Origin of the sequence: Vibrio sp. TBV020, from assembly GCF_046056895.1 — a bacterium.
In the GTDB taxonomy this organism is placed as follows: Bacteria; Pseudomonadota; Gammaproteobacteria; order Enterobacterales; family Vibrionaceae; genus Vibrio.
On record NZ_JBEEAQ010000003.1, the window covers coordinates 779,722 to 794,870 of the forward strand.

Annotated in this window: 11 protein-coding genes, 4 tRNA genes and 3 rRNA genes; 17 read left to right on the forward strand and 1 reads right to left on the reverse strand. The window is 46.2% G+C overall.

The window, feature by feature from the left end:
- The first annotated feature begins 325 nt into the window (after window positions 1-325).
- The 7 genes from AAFX28_RS11595 (at window position 326) to AAFX28_RS11625 (ending at window position 5,701) form a co-directional block, all read left to right on the forward strand.
- Window positions 326-1,878: ribosomal RNA gene (locus tag AAFX28_RS11595) — 16S ribosomal RNA — on the forward strand.
- 59 nt (window positions 1,879-1,937) lie between these two features.
- Window positions 1,938-2,013, forward strand: a tRNA-Ala gene (locus AAFX28_RS11600).
- Between the two features lie 24 nt (window positions 2,014-2,037).
- A tRNA-Glu gene (locus tag AAFX28_RS11605) sits at window positions 2,038-2,113 on the forward strand.
- Window positions 2,114-2,392: 279 nt separating this feature from the next.
- A 23S ribosomal RNA gene (locus AAFX28_RS11610) occupies window positions 2,393-5,282 on the forward strand.
- 82 nt (window positions 5,283-5,364) lie between these two features.
- A 5S ribosomal RNA gene (rrf, locus tag AAFX28_RS11615) occupies window positions 5,365-5,480 on the forward strand.
- The 16S, 23S and 5S rRNA genes sit together here with 4 tRNA genes alongside, the layout of an rRNA operon.
- Window positions 5,481-5,511: 31 nt before the next feature.
- Window positions 5,512-5,588 (forward strand) — tRNA-Asp (locus AAFX28_RS11620).
- Window positions 5,589-5,624: 36 nt separating this feature from the next.
- Window positions 5,625-5,701 (forward strand) — tRNA-Trp (locus tag AAFX28_RS11625).
- A 544-nt stretch (window positions 5,702-6,245) separates the two neighbouring features.
- Here AAFX28_RS11625 and suhB read toward each other — a convergent pair.
- A complete protein-coding gene (gene suhB / locus AAFX28_RS11630) occupies window positions 6,246-7,049 on the reverse strand; it encodes an inositol-1-monophosphatase (RefSeq protein WP_408687826.1) in 804 nt (267 codons plus the stop codon).
- A gap of 178 nt (window positions 7,050-7,227) precedes the next feature.
- On the opposite strand from suhB, the gene trmJ reads away from it, so the two are divergent.
- The 10 genes from trmJ (at window position 7,228) to pepB (ending at window position 15,137) form a co-directional block, all read left to right on the forward strand.
- Window positions 7,228-7,950 carry a tRNA (cytosine(32)/uridine(32)-2'-O)-methyltransferase TrmJ gene (trmJ, locus tag AAFX28_RS11635; protein WP_408687827.1) on the forward strand — a complete coding sequence of 241 codons (723 nt, stop codon included), beginning with the start codon at window positions 7,228-7,230 and terminating at the stop codon, window positions 7,948-7,950.
- A 123-nt stretch (window positions 7,951-8,073) separates the two neighbouring features.
- The gene (iscR, locus tag AAFX28_RS11640; RefSeq protein WP_408687829.1) at window positions 8,074-8,580 is read left to right on the forward strand and encodes a Fe-S cluster assembly transcriptional regulator IscR; all 507 of its coding nucleotides are present in this window, start codon (window positions 8,074-8,076) and stop codon (window positions 8,578-8,580) included.
- Between the two features lie 28 nt (window positions 8,581-8,608).
- Window positions 8,609-9,823: an IscS subfamily cysteine desulfurase gene (locus tag AAFX28_RS11645; protein ID WP_408687830.1), complete on the forward strand. Its 1,215-nt coding sequence runs from the start codon at window positions 8,609-8,611 to the stop codon at window positions 9,821-9,823.
- A gap of 49 nt (window positions 9,824-9,872) precedes the next feature.
- Window positions 9,873-10,256, forward strand: a complete 384-nt coding sequence (gene iscU / locus AAFX28_RS11650) for a Fe-S cluster assembly scaffold IscU (RefSeq protein ID WP_239837389.1) — start codon at window positions 9,873-9,875, stop codon at window positions 10,254-10,256.
- Window positions 10,257-10,317: 61 nt separating this feature from the next.
- Window positions 10,318-10,641: an iron-sulfur cluster assembly protein IscA gene (gene iscA / locus AAFX28_RS11655; protein ID WP_408687831.1), complete on the forward strand. Its 324-nt coding sequence runs from the start codon at window positions 10,318-10,320 to the stop codon at window positions 10,639-10,641.
- 57 nt (window positions 10,642-10,698) lie between these two features.
- On the forward strand, window positions 10,699-11,214 hold the full coding sequence (gene hscB, locus AAFX28_RS11660) for a co-chaperone HscB (RefSeq protein WP_408687832.1): 516 nt from the start codon (window positions 10,699-10,701) through the stop codon (window positions 11,212-11,214).
- Window positions 11,215-11,232: 18 nt separating this feature from the next.
- Window positions 11,233-13,086 carry a Fe-S protein assembly chaperone HscA gene (gene hscA / locus AAFX28_RS11665; protein WP_408687833.1) on the forward strand — a complete coding sequence of 618 codons (1,854 nt, stop codon included), beginning with the start codon at window positions 11,233-11,235 and terminating at the stop codon, window positions 13,084-13,086.
- Window positions 13,087-13,097: 11 nt separating this feature from the next.
- The gene (fdx, locus tag AAFX28_RS11670; RefSeq protein WP_408687834.1) at window positions 13,098-13,436 is read left to right on the forward strand and encodes an ISC system 2Fe-2S type ferredoxin; all 339 of its coding nucleotides are present in this window, start codon (window positions 13,098-13,100) and stop codon (window positions 13,434-13,436) included.
- Between the two features lie 56 nt (window positions 13,437-13,492).
- The gene (gene iscX / locus AAFX28_RS11675) at window positions 13,493-13,687 is read left to right on the forward strand and encodes a Fe-S cluster assembly protein IscX (protein ID WP_408687835.1); all 195 of its coding nucleotides are present in this window, start codon (window positions 13,493-13,495) and stop codon (window positions 13,685-13,687) included.
- Between the two features lie 151 nt (window positions 13,688-13,838).
- Window positions 13,839-15,137, forward strand: a complete 1,299-nt coding sequence (gene pepB, locus AAFX28_RS11680; protein ID WP_408687837.1) for an aminopeptidase PepB — start codon at window positions 13,839-13,841, stop codon at window positions 15,135-15,137.
- Window positions 15,138-15,149: the final 12 nt, after the last annotated feature.

Here is a 15,149-nt window from a genome sequence, read left to right on the forward strand (position 1 = left end):
ACGGGAAACCGAGCGGATAAGCAATGACAGCAACGGCGGTGAAAGTTAAATGATAACTTTCGAAGAAATAACGAAAAAAGTGTTTGACACTAAAAGTTATCTCGATAAAATGGCCGTCCGTTTTGAGCAGAGCCCAAAACGAAGTTCTTTAAAAATATAGACCTATCAATCTGTGTGGGCACTCGTTGATGATAATCCAATTAGAAGCTTCGGCTTCAAATTAGGTTTCAATGAAACGAAGTGACCAACGAGTCGAAAGACTCAGCACAGTCAATTCAAACATTACTTATGTAATGTTCAGTATTCATTGAGCCGACAAAATCTTAAATTGAAGAGTTTGATCATGGCTCAGATTGAACGCTGGCGGCAGGCCTAACACATGCAAGTCGAGCGGAAACGAGTTATCTGAACCTTCGGGGAACGATAACGGCGTCGAGCGGCGGACGGGTGAGTAATGCCTGGGAAATTGCCCTGATGTGGGGGATAACCATTGGAAACGATGGCTAATACCGCATAATAGCTTCGGCTCAAAGAGGGGGACCTTCGGGCCTCTCGCGTCAGGATATGCCCAGGTGGGATTAGCTAGTTGGTGAGGTAAGGGCTCACCAAGGCGACGATCCCTAGCTGGTCTGAGAGGATGATCAGCCACACTGGAACTGAGACACGGTCCAGACTCCTACGGGAGGCAGCAGTGGGGAATATTGCACAATGGGCGCAAGCCTGATGCAGCCATGCCGCGTGTATGAAGAAGGCCTTCGGGTTGTAAAGTACTTTCAGCAGTGAGGAAGGTGGAGTCGTTAATAGCGGCCTCATTTGACGTTAGCTGCAGAAGAAGCACCGGCTAACTCCGTGCCAGCAGCCGCGGTAATACGGAGGGTGCGAGCGTTAATCGGAATTACTGGGCGTAAAGCGCATGCAGGTGGTTTGTTAAGTCAGATGTGAAAGCCCGGGGCTCAACCTCGGAATTGCATTTGAAACTGGCAGACTAGAGTACTGTAGAGGGGGGTAGAATTTCAGGTGTAGCGGTGAAATGCGTAGAGATCTGAAGGAATACCGGTGGCGAAGGCGGCCCCCTGGACAGATACTGACACTCAGATGCGAAAGCGTGGGGAGCAAACAGGATTAGATACCCTGGTAGTCCACGCCGTAAACGATGTCTACTTGGAGGTTGTGGCCTTGAGCCGTGGCTTTCGGAGCTAACGCGTTAAGTAGACCGCCTGGGGAGTACGGTCGCAAGATTAAAACTCAAATGAATTGACGGGGGCCCGCACAAGCGGTGGAGCATGTGGTTTAATTCGATGCAACGCGAAGAACCTTACCTACTCTTGACATCCAGAGAACTTTCCAGAGATGGATTGGTGCCTTCGGGAACTCTGAGACAGGTGCTGCATGGCTGTCGTCAGCTCGTGTTGTGAAATGTTGGGTTAAGTCCCGCAACGAGCGCAACCCTTATCCTTGTTTGCCAGCGAGTAATGTCGGGAACTCCAGGGAGACTGCCGGTGATAAACCGGAGGAAGGTGGGGACGACGTCAAGTCATCATGGCCCTTACGAGTAGGGCTACACACGTGCTACAATGGCGCATACAGAGGGCAGCAAGCTAGCGATAGTGAGCGAATCCCAAAAAGTGCGTCGTAGTCCGGATTGGAGTCTGCAACTCGACTCCATGAAGTCGGAATCGCTAGTAATCGTGGATCAGAATGCCACGGTGAATACGTTCCCGGGCCTTGTACACACCGCCCGTCACACCATGGGAGTGGGCTGCAAAAGAAGTGGGTAGTTTAACCTTCGGGGGGACGCTCACCACTTTGTGGTTCATGACTGGGGTGAAGTCGTAACAAGGTAGCCCTAGGGGAACCTGGGGCTGGATCACCTCCTTATACGATGATTATTGCGATGAGTGTTCACACAGATTGATATGTCTTTATTAGAGCTTTGAGGGGCTATAGCTCAGCTGGGAGAGCGCTTCGCTGGCAGCGAAGAGGTCATCGGTTCGATCCCGATTAGCTCCACCAATTCTTACTTAGTAAGAATCTAGTGTCCCGTTCGTCTAGAGGCCTAGGACACCGCCCTTTCACGGCGGTAACAGGGGTTCGACTCCCCTACGGGATACCATCTTTAAGCGTACTTGATTAAGTGCTTTTAAAAATGGTTACTTCATTAGAAGTGATTAGCTCTTTAACAATTTGGAAAGCTGACAAATCAACAAGTTATTGTTGATTGTAAAGTTCTCAATGTTTGTCTTTAAGACAAACACCAATACAACACATTCAAGTGTTCTTGGAATTTGAGTCCGGCAAAATCGAGTCTGCATCATGTATAAAAATTGCAGACAACTTTGGTTGTTTAACAACATCCTCAAGATTCGCTTCGCGAAACTCTTTGGGGTTGTATGGTTAAGTGACTAAGCGTACACGGTGGATGCCTTGGCAGTCAGAGGCGATGAAGGACGTATTAACTTGCGATAAGCCCAGATTAGGCAGTAAAAGCCACTTGAGTCTGGGATTTCCGAATGGGGAAACCCACATGCATAAGCATGTATCATTAACTGAATACATAGGTTAATGAGGCGAACCGGGGGAACTGAAACATCTAAGTACCCCGAGGAAAAGAAATCAACCGAGATTCCGAAAGTAGCGGCGAGCGAAATTGGACTAGCCCTTAAGCTTTATATGCGTTAGACGAACGGTCTGGAAAGTCCGGCGATACAGGGTGATAGCCCCGTAGTCGACAACGCACATTCAGTGAAATCGAGTAGGGCGGGACACGTGATATCCTGTCTGAATATGGGGGGACCATCCTCCAAGGCTAAATACTACTGACTGACCGATAGTGAACTAGTACCGTGAGGGAAAGGCGAAAAGAACCCCTGTGAGGGGAGTGAAATAGAACCTGAAACCGTGTACGTACAAGCAGTAGGAGCACCTTCGTGGTGTGACTGCGTACCTTTTGTATAATGGGTCAGCGACTTATATTCAGTAGCAAGGTTAACCATCTAGGGGAGCCGTAGAGAAATCGAGTCTTAACTGGGCGTCGAGTTGCTGGATATAGACCCGAAACCAGGTGATCTAGCCATGGGCAGGTTGAAGGTTGAGTAACATCAACTGGAGGACCGAACCGACTAATGTTGAAAAATTAGCGGATGACTTGTGGCTAGGGGTGAAAGGCCAATCAAACCTGGAGATAGCTGGTTCTCCCCGAAATCTATTTAGGTAGAGCCTCGGACGAATACTACTGGGGGTAGAGCACTGTTAAGGCTAGGGGGTCATCCCGACTTACCAACCCTTTGCAAACTCCGAATACCAGTAAGTACTATCCGGGAGACACACGGCGGGTGCTAACGTCCGTCGTGGAGAGGGAAACAACCCAGACCGCCAGCTAAGGTCCCAAATTATAGCTAAGTGGGAAACGATGTGGGAAGGCTTAGACAGCTAGGATGTTGGCTTAGAAGCAGCCATCATTTAAAGAAAGCGTAATAGCTCACTAGTCGAGTCGGCCTGCGCGGAAGATGTAACGGGGCTAAGCTATAAACCGAAGCTGCGGCAATGACTTTTAGTCATTGGGTAGGGGAGCGTTCTGTAAGCCGTTGAAGGTGTGTTGTAAAGCATGCTGGAGGTATCAGAAGTGCGAATGCTGACATGAGTAACGATAAAGGGGGTGAAAAACCCCCTCGCCGGAAGACCAAGGGTTCCTGTCCAACGTTAATCGGGGCAGGGTAAGTCGACCCCTAAGGCGAGGCCGAAAGGCGTAGTCGATGGGAAACGGGTTAATATTCCCGTACTTCTTACAATTGCGATGGGGGGACGGAGAAGGCTAGGTGGGCCTGGCGACGGTTGTCCAGGTTCAAGTGCGTAGGCTTAAGAGTTAGGTAAATCCGGCTCTTTCTAAGGCTGAGACACGACGTCGAGCACCTACGGGTGTGAAGTCATTGATGCCATGCTTCCAGGAAAAGCCTCTAAGCTTCAGATTGTAAGGAATCGTACCCCAAACCGACACAGGTGGTCGGGTAGAGAATACCAAGGCGCTTGAGAGAACTCGGGTGAAGGAACTAGGCAAAATGGTACCGTAACTTCGGGAGAAGGTACGCTCTTGACGGTGAAGTCCCTCGCGGATGGAGCTATTGAGAGTCGCAGATACCAGGTGGCTGCAACTGTTTATTAAAAACACAGCACTGTGCAAAATCGTAAGATGACGTATACGGTGTGACGCCTGCCCGGTGCCGGAAGGTTAATTGATGGGGTTAGACTTCGGTCGAAGCTCTTGATCGAAGCCCCGGTAAACGGCGGCCGTAACTATAACGGTCCTAAGGTAGCGAAATTCCTTGTCGGGTAAGTTCCGACCTGCACGAATGGCGTAATGATGGCCACGCTGTCTCCACCCGAGACTCAGTGAAATTGAAATCGCTGTGAAGATGCAGTGTACCCGCGGCTAGACGGAAAGACCCCGTGAACCTTTACTACAGCTTGGCACTGAACATTGACCCTACATGTGTAGGATAGGTGGGAGGCTTTGAAGACGGTACGCCAGTATCGTTGGAGCCGTCCTTGAAATACCACCCTTGTAGTGTTGATGTTCTAACGTTGACCCCTGAATCGGGGTTGCGGACAGTGCCTGGTGGGTAGTTTGACTGGGGCGGTCTCCTCCCAAAGAGTAACGGAGGAGCACGAAGGTGGGCTAATCACGGTTGGACATCGTGAGGTTAGTGCAATGGCATAAGCCCGCTTGACTGCGAGAATGACAATTCGAGCAGGTGCGAAAGCAGGTCATAGTGATCCGGTGGTTCTGTATGGAAGGGCCATCGCTCAACGGATAAAAGGTACTCCGGGGATAACAGGCTGATACCGCCCAAGAGTTCATATCGACGGCGGTGTTTGGCACCTCGATGTCGGCTCATCACATCCTGGGGCTGAAGTCGGTCCCAAGGGTATGGCTGTTCGCCATTTAAAGTGGTACGCGAGCTGGGTTTAGAACGTCGTGAGACAGTTCGGTCCCTATCTGCCGTGGGCGTTGGAAGATTGAAGGGGGCTGCTCCTAGTACGAGAGGACCGGAGTGGACGAACCTCTGGTGTTCGGGTTGTGTCGCCAGACGCATTGCCCGGTAGCTAAGTTCGGAATCGATAACCGCTGAAAGCATCTAAGCGGGAAGCGAGCCCTGAGATGAGTCTTCCCTGACCCCTTGAGGGTCCTAAAGGGTTGTTCGAGACTAGAACGTTGATAGGCAGGGTGTGTAAGCGTTGTGAGGCGTTGAGCTAACCTGTACTAATTGCCCGTGAGGCTTAACCATACAACACCCAAAGGGTTTTGATGGACTCAAAGTAAGAACATTGAATGTGTAAGAACTACAGCTTTTCAAATTAAAGAATTTGCTTGGCGACCATAGCGATTTGGACCCACCTGATTCCATGCCGAACTCAGAAGTGAAACGAATTAGCGCCGATGGTAGTGTGGGGCTTCCCCATGTGAGAGTAGGACATCGCCAGGCTTTAAATTTAGACTTTAGGTCTAACCAGTGCGGAGCGGTAGTTCAGTTGGTTAGAATACCGGCCTGTCACGCCGGGGGTCGCGGGTTCGAGTCCCGTCCGCTCCGCCACTTATTTAGAGAGTCGTCTCATTAAATACGAACTACAGGGGTGTAGCTCCAATTGGCAGAGCAGCGGATTCCAAATCCGCGTGTTGGGAGTTCGAATCTCTCCACCCCTGCCATATTTAAGGCCTTAGTCGAGAGACTAAGGCCTTTTTACTTTGTACGCCATTTTATCGGTAGAGTGAGACCAGTTCACTGCAATGGATTCACTTTCCCCCAAGAACGAGCAAGTTAGGTACTAATTGGAATCACAATTAAGGCCTTAGTTTAAAGAAGAAGCTCCTACTTAATCCTCTGCGTATCAACCTTCCTTATCCCTATGCTGACGATCTAATTATTTTGACGACTTTGGCATCATTGTCTCTTTTGTTTTGCGGATGATGATTAGTCATGCTCAAAGGGAGCTAAGCATAAAGCAATCTAGAGGTAAGAGGTCTTTATGACTGACTTAAACATGGTTAAGAATAACGTTACTCGTAATCAATCAGGCCTATGATGTATTAAATGAAGTTGATCGAAGGGTGTTTCCGACGCTCTACAGGGTATAACGTGTGCTGAGATAGAGGCTGCTCTTTTATTAGCTTAATAAAAGTTATCTAAACAAAAAAAGCCCCGCTTATAAAAAAGCGGGGCTTTCTGATATTCAGCTGTGACGAAGCTTAATTATTTAAGCATTGCTTCATTTCCGTTTTCACGGATGTGTTTCAGCATGCTCTTCACGCCACGTGCACTTGAAGCTACAACGTTGCCTGATTTCATGTAGTCAGTACCGCCAGCGAAATCAGTGATGATAGCGCCTGCTTCACGAGCGATAAGCTCACCTGCAGCGATATCCCAAGGCTTAAGGCCAAGTTCGAAGAAACCGTCAACACGACCTGCAGCAACGTAACATAGGTCAAGCGCAGCAGAACCTGTACGACGGAAATCAGCGCAGTCTACGAATAGAGAAGACATAATCTTGAAGTAAGACTCAGAGTGTTGCTTCTGCTTGAATGGGAAACCTGTTGCTAGAACAGTACCTTGAAGGTCTTTCAGTTGCTTAACACGAATACGAGCATTGTTAAGTTGCGCACCAGCACCACGTTGTGCAGTGAATAGTTCATTTAACATTGGGTCGTATACACATGCTACTTCAGTTTTACCTTTGAAGCGTACAGCAATTGATACAGAGAAGTGAGGTAAACCTTTTACAAAGTTTGTAGTGCCATCCAGTGGGTCGATGATCCATTGTACGTCTTTGTCTTTACCTTCGATAACGCCATTTTCCTCAGCAACAATACAGTGCTCAGGGTAAGAAGCTTGAATAGTGTCGATGATGATCGTTTCAGCTTCTTTGTCTACGTTAGTAACAAAGTCGTTAATGCCTTTCTGAGTAGACTCGATCTTCTCAGCATTTTCTAAAGATTTCGCAATATGATTGCCAGCTTTTCGTGCAGCACGAATAGCGATATTAAGCATTGGATGCATACTAATTTCCCAACGGATGTTAAAGAACAGAAAAACGGGCGGCAGTATACCAGATAAATCGTTAAAAGGAAGTGGTTATTTTTTGCTCTCTTGGTTTTTATCGATCAAAGGGTCTGACCATTTTACTCAGGTATATGGTACTATCTTGCAGCTTTATTATTCGTCTTGGGATTTATCAATGCTTAACAACGTTAAAGTTGTCCTTGTAGGGACTTCGCACTCTGGAAATATTGGCTCTGCCGCTCGAGCAATGAAAGTGATGGGCTTGAGTAACCTAGTGCTAGTTGACCCTCAATGCAGTGTTGATGAACAGACTTTAGCTTTAGCTGCAGGGGCTGCTGATATTGCTGAGAATGCAACAGTTGTGGGTACTCTAACAGAAGCTGTTGCTGACTGTGCACTAGTTGTAGGTTCCAGTGCGCGTTCTCGTACACTTGAATGGCCCATGTTAGAACCACGTGAGTGTGGTAAAAAGTTCGTCGAGGAAGGTCAAGACTCGCCTGTGGCGTTAGTTTTTGGCCGTGAACGTACTGGCCTAACAAACGATGAATTACAAACCTGTCACTATCATGTTTGTATCCCAGCAAATCCAGAATACAGCTCGCTAAACTTAGCAATGGCTGTTCAGACTCTTAGTTACGAAGTGCGTATGGCATTTTTAGAGCGTGAGCAAAGTCAGTACGAGCCACAAGAGGTGGTGGAATACCCAAGACACAAAGAATTAGAAATGTTCTTCTCACACCTTGAAAAAGTGGCTAAAGATACCCAGTTTATCAGTGAAGATCAGCCTGGAAAGGTAATGAACAAGCTGCGTCGACTATTCAATCGTGCAAGACCAGAAGCGCAAGAACTTAATATTCTACGTGGTGTTCTTACTGCAATTGAAAAGCGTATTTCTTAGTAACATATAACCACGCGCTAAAAAAGGTTAAATACCTGACTAAATTAGTCAACTAAATACTTGACCAAAATAGTCAGGTATGAAAGAATTCATACCACATAAACGGTGTGGATATGGTGTTATATGAGACTTACATCTAAGGGAAGATACGCAGTGACAGCCATGTTAGATGTGGCTCTGCATTCGCAACAGAACCCAGTACCTTTGGCGGACATTTCTGAGCGTCAAGGGATCTCATTGTCTTACTTAGAGCAGCTTTTCTCTAAATTGCGTAAAGCTGGTCTAGTAGCGAGTGTACGTGGGCCTGGTGGTGGTTACCGACTAGGTGAAGACGCATACTCAATTGCAATCGGAACAGTGATTGCGGCAGTAGACGAATCGGTTGATGCAACAAAGTGTAATGGTAAGGGAGACTGCCAAGGTGGTTCTCGCTGTTTAACCCATACACTATGGCGTGACTTAAGCTCGCGCATTAGTGACTTCTTGAATAACATCACTCTAGGTGAGCTGATGAAAGACAACGAAGTTTTAGAAATTTCAGATCGACAAGATATTGGTCTTGCCGTGAATCATGGGCTAGCAAATAAAAATACAAACACCGCGCCCATCGGTGTAAACGTCCGCAATTAAGCGGCTGCCTGTTACATTGGAGTAGAGAATGAAACTGCCTATTTATCTAGATTATTCAGCGACCTGTCCTGTTGATCCTCGTGTAGCTGAAAAAATGGTTCAGTACATGACTATGGATGGTACGTTTGGCAACCCAGCATCACGTTCACACCGTTACGGCTGGCAGGCAGAAGAAGCAGTAGATACTGCCCGTGAGCAAATTGCGGACCTATTGAATGCAGACCCACGTGAGATCGTATTCACTTCTGGTGCGACAGAATCAGATAACCTTGCAATTAAAGGTGCAGCTCACTTTTACTCGAAAAAAGGTAAGCATGTAATTACTTGCAAAACAGAACATAAAGCAGTTCTAGATCCTTGCCGTCAGCTAGAGCGTGAAGGCTTCGAAGTAACATACCTTGAGCCTGAATCAAACGGTCTTATCGATCTTAAAAAGCTAGAAGCAGCAATGCGTGAAGATACTGTGCTTGTTTCTATCATGCATGTGAATAACGAAATTGGCGTTATTCAAGATATCTCTTCTATCGGCGAATTATGTCGTGAGCGTAAGATCGTATTCCATGTAGATGCTGCACAATCAGCAGGTAAACTGCCTATTGATGTAAAAGAGATGAAAGTTGACCTTATCTCTATGTCTGCACACAAGATCTACGGCCCTAAAGGTATCGGTGCTCTGTATGTTCGTCGTAAGCCGCGTATTCGCTTAGAAGCGCAAATGCACGGTGGTGGTCATGAGCGTGGTTTCCGTTCAGGCACTCTACCTACACACCAAATTGTTGGTATGGGTGAAGCGTTCCGTATCGCTAAAGAAGATATGCAGAAAGACTATGATCACGCAATGGCGCTACGCAACCGTCTACTTGAAGGCGTTATCGACCTTGAAGCAGTAACGGTTAACGGTGACTTAGAGCAGCGTGTACCACATAACCTAAACGTAAGTTTTGCTTTCGTTGAAGGTGAGTCACTGCTTATGTCATTAAAAGACCTAGCAGTATCGTCTGGTAGTGCATGTACTTCAGCAAGCCTAGAACCATCATACGTTCTACGTGCACTTGGTCTAAACGATGAATTAGCACACAGCTCTGTTCGCTTCTCATTTGGTCGTTTCACTTCAGAAGAAGAGATCGACTACGCAATTGAACAAATTCGTACTGCAGTAACTAAACTGCGCGACATGTCTCCTCTATGGGATATGTACAAGGAAGGAATCGACCTAGATACCGTTGAGTGGGCTCACCACTAATCGATAGGTTATTCCCAGGAATTTAATAGAGGATTCGAGGTAAAACATCATGGCATATAGCGAAAAAGTAATTGATCACTACGAGAACCCACGCAACGTAGGTTCATTTGATAAAGAAGACCCGGCAGTAGGTAGCGGCATGGTTGGCGCACCTGCGTGTGGTGATGTTATGAAGCTGCAAATCAAGGTAACACCAGAAGGTATTATCGAAGATGCGAAGTTCAAAACATACGGTTGTGGTAGTGCAATCGCTTCAAGCTCTCTTGTCACTGAATGGGTGAAAGGTAAGAGCATTGATGAAGCAGCAGCGATTAAAAATGCAGAGATTGCAGAAGAACTAGAACTTCCACCAGTGAAAGTTCACTGTTCAATTCTTGCAGAAGACGCGATCAAAGCAGCAGTTGCTGATTACAAGAAAAAACATCAAGATTAAGTATATAATGGGAGGCTAGTTCTCCCATTTCATTCGCAATATAGACAAACTAAGGTGCAGTATGGCCATTACAATGACAGAAACCGCGGCAAGTCGCGTTAGAACATTCCTAGACAATCGAGGCAAAGGCATCGGTTTACGTTTAGGTGTGAAAACGACAGGTTGTTCGGGAATGGCTTATGTACTTGAGTTTGTTGATGAGCTAAACGAAGAGGACTCTGTATTTGAGCACGAAGGCGTGAAAGTGATCATTGATCAAAAGAGCCTAGTGTACTTGGATGGTACAGAGTTGGACTACGTTAAAGAAGGCTTGAATGAAGGGTTCGAATTTAATAACCCGAATGCGAAAAGCGAATGTGGTTGTGGTGAAAGCTTCAACGTTTAATTGATAGCGCCTGCGAGTGAATCACTTGCAGGTTTATTACCAAGGACCGAATTCTCAATGAATTACTTCGAATTGTTTGGGCTACCAAGTCAGTTTAATCTGGATGGTAGCCTTCTTTCTTCACAGTTCCGTGAACTTCAAAAACAGTTTCACCCTGACAACTTTGCGACTGCGTCAGAACGCGATCGATTACTGGCTGTACAAAAGGCCGCAGAGATCAATGACGCTCACCAGGTTTTGAAAAATCCTATCTCGCGTGCAGAGTACATCTTAGCTCAAAATGGCGTTGAGATTCGTGGCGAGCAGCAAACGATGCAAGACCCAATGTTCCTTATGGAGCAAATGGAACTGCGTGAAGAACTGGAAGATATTTCATCTAGCTCAGACCCTGAAGATGCTTTGTTCGATTTTGACAGCAAAGTGAGCAAGATGTTTAAACAACAGCTAGCGGCAACAGAGCAAGAGCTCAATGAATCAGATTGGCAACAAGCAGCTGATCGCGTCCGTAAGCTAAAGTTTATCGCCAAATTAAAAAATGAAATTGAACTAGTGGAAGATAAGCTCCTCGGCTAGTGTACACAAGGACCACCCATGGCATTACTTCAAATTGCGGAACCGGGCCAAAGCTCGGCACCTCATGAGCACAAACTTGCTGCTGGTATTGATTTAGGTACGACCAACTCTTTGGTTGCTTCAGTACGAAGTGGAGATGCGGCGACGTTAACTGATGAGAAAGGCATAAGCATCTTACCGTCAGTGGTTAACTATTCAGGTGAACTACCTGTTGTAGGCTATGACGCTAAAGCGCAAGCAGAAACCGACCCTGCTAATACTATCATTTCGGTTAAGCGCCTATTGGGCCGATCTCTTGCCGATATACAACAACGTTATCCAAACCTGCCGTACCAATTTAAGGCGAGTGACAATGGATTACCTGTTTTAGAAACGGCAAGTGGTGACAAAAACCCGATTGAAGTGTCTGCTGAAATTCTTAGAAAGCTAGGTCAACGTGCGGAACAAACACTTGGTGGTGAGTTATCTGGTGTTGTGATCACTGTACCGGCTTATTTCGATGATGCTCAGCGTGCTGGAACAAAAGATGCTGCGAAGCTTGCGGGTCTGCATGTTCTTCGTCTATTGAATGAACCAACAGCTGCAGCGATTGCCTACGGCCTTGATTCTGGCCAAGAGGGTGTGATTGCGGTTTACGACCTTGGTGGTGGTACATTTGATATCTCTATTCTGCGCTTATCAAAAGGCGTTTTTGAAGTTCTAGCAACGGGTGGTGACTCTGCGTTAGGCGGCGATGATTTTGATCACTTGTTAGCTGACTACATCGTCGAAAAAGCGGGTATCACGCAATCACTAACTGCAGAACAAACTCGTATATTGTTGAATGTCGCAACAGAGACAAAAATTGCATTTTCTGAGCAAGACAATGTTTCCGTCGATGTATTGGGTTGGCAAGGCACTATCTCACGTGAAGAATTTGAAGATCTAATTAAACCATTAGTGAAAAAAACACTGATGTCCTGCCGTCGAGCACTTAAAGATGCAGATGTTGACGCAGAAGAAGTGCTTGAAGTTGTCATGGTTGGTGGTTCTACACGAACATTATTGGTTCGTGAAATGGTTGGAGATTTCTTTGGTCGTCAACCATTAACCACGATCAACCCAGATGAAGTAGTGGCGATTGGCGCGGGCATTCAAGCAGATATCCTAGCGGGCAACAAACCAGATTCTGAAATGCTACTTCTTGATGTTATTCCACTATCGCTTGGCATTGAGACCATGGGTGGATTGGTTGAGAAAATCGTCCCACGAAATACCACTATTCCTGTTGCGCGAGCTCAAGAGTTTACAACTTTCAAAGATGGTCAGACTGCAATGAGTGTTCATATCGTTCAGGGTGAGCGAGAAATGGTTGACGATTGCCGCTCTCTAGCTCGCTTTTCACTCAAAGGTATTCCACCAATGGCTGCGGGCGCCGCTCATATTCGAGTGACTTACCAAGTTGATGCAGATGGCTTGTTATCGGTAACTGCAATGGAGAAGAGCACGGGTATTCAATCTGAAATCCAAGTTAAGCCTTCTTATGGTTTAAGTGATGATGAAGTTGCGAATATGCTGCGTGATTCGATGACTTATGCGAAAGATGACATGTTGGCGCGCGCGTTGGCAGAGCAGCGAGTTGAAGCCGACCGAGTTATTGAAGGTTTGATTGCTGCAATGCAAGCGGATGGTGACGAGCTGTTGTCAGAGGCCGAGCGCCAAGATCTTATTAAAGCAATCGAAGCACTTATTGAGCTACGTAATGCCGATGACGCAGATGCAATAGAACAAGGTATCAAAGATACTGATAAGGCGAGTCAGGATTTTGCTTCTCGCCGTATGGATAAATCGATTCGAGCTGCACTGTCAGGTCAATCAGTAAATGATATTTAAGAGATAGAGTTATGCCTAAGATTATTGTTTTACCACATGAAGATTTATGCCCAGAGGGTGCTGTACTAGAAGCTAACTCAGGTGAGACAGTTCTAGATGTTGCACTTAAAAATGGTATCGGCATTGAGCATGCATGTGAAAAATCATGTGCATGTACAACTTGTCATGTAGTGATTCGTGAAGGTTTTGACTCTTTGGATGAGAGTGATGAGCTTGAAGATGACATGCTAGATAAAGCATGGGGTCTTGAGCCTGAATCTCGACTAGGTTGTCAGGCTAAAGTTGCTGACGAGGACCTTGTTGTAGAAATTCCGAAGTACACGCTGAACCACGCTTCAGAAGATCATTAATCTTTATCTCTAATTCTTAGTTAATGACTACCGCAGAGTAGAAAGGAAGGTAAGCAATGAAATGGACAGACTCGCGTGATATTGCGATTGAGCTATGCGATAAGTTTCCAGAGATTGATCCTAAAACAGTACGTTTTACCGATCTGCATCAATGGATTACAGAGTTAGAAGAATTTGATGATGAGCCAAACCGCTCAAATGAGAAAATTTTGGAAGCTGTGATCCTATGTTGGATGGATGAAATGGATTAACCCTAGCGGGGAAACCTCTCTCAGTTAACAAAATTTACTAAAAAAAACGGACCTTATGGTCCGTTTTTTTATCAATTTAACATTAAAGTGTTAACATCCAGAGGTGAATAGAAAAAGGCGTAGGCAACGCCAGTACAGACAAGGAGAAACCATGTCTACACAGATGTCAGTATTTCTAAGCAAAGACGCTGCAGCACCACATTGGGGCGAGAAGGCGATTCTTTCATTTTCAGAGCAAGGTGCAGTCGTTCATATAGGTGAAGGTCATGACCTTGGTGCTATCCAACGCGCAGCACGTAAGCTTGATAGTCAAGGCATTGCGTCAGTTTCCTTAGAAGGAAATGGATGGGATCTGGAAAGTGTATGGTCTTTTCATCAAGGTTACCGTGGGCCGAAAAAAGCGAATCAGCTAATTTGGCAAGAACTTGAGGAAAGCGATCAAGCAGAGCTAGAGGCTCGCATTAAAGCGACTGACTTTACTCGCGATATCATTAACAAACCTGCTGAAGAAGTTGCACCGCGTCAACTTGCTACAATGGCGGCTGAATTCATCAAGTCAGTGGCACCAGAAGGTACGGTTAAAGCTCGCATTGTTAAAGACAAAGACTTGTTAGCTGAAGGTTGGCAAGGTATCTATGCTGTAGGGCGTGGTTCAGAGCGTACTTCAGCAATGCTGCAGCTTGATTTCAACCCAACTGGGGATGAAAACGCGCCGGTATTTGCTTGCCTTGTTGGTAAAGGTATTACGTTTGATTCTGGTGGTTACAGTATTAAACCATCTGGTTTTATGACAGCGATGAAAGCTGACATGGGTGGTTCAGGTACTATTACTGGTGGCCTTGGACTTGCTATCATGCGTGGTCTAAACAAGCGCGTTAAGTTAATTCTATGCTGTGCTGAGAACATGATTTCTGGTCGTGCGCTGAAACTTGGTGACATCATTACCTACAAAAATGGCAAAACAGTAGAAATCATGAATACAGACGCGGAAGGGCGTTTGGTTTTGGCTGATGGTCTAATGTATGCGAGTGAGCAAAACCCAGAGCTTATTATCGACTGCGCGACATTAACGGGTGCGGCAAAGAATGCTCTTGGTAACGATTACCACGCTTTAATGAGTTTTGATGACGAGCTTTCTCATCAAGCACTGACTGTTGCTCGAGAAGAAAAAGAAGGGCTATGGCCACTTCCTCTAGCGGATTTCCACCGTGGCATGTTACCTTCAAACTTTGCTGATTTATCAAACATCAGTAGTGGTGATTACTCTCCTGGTGCAAGTACTGCAGCGGCTTTCCTTTCTTACTTTGTTGAAGATTACAAGAAGGGCTGGCTACATTTTGATTGTGCTGCAACATATCGCAAATCAGCGACGGATAAATGGGCTGCGGGCGCAACAGGTGTTGGTGTGCGCAGTTTAGCTGGACTGATTCTTCAGCAAGCGAATAAATAGCAATAAGAGGCC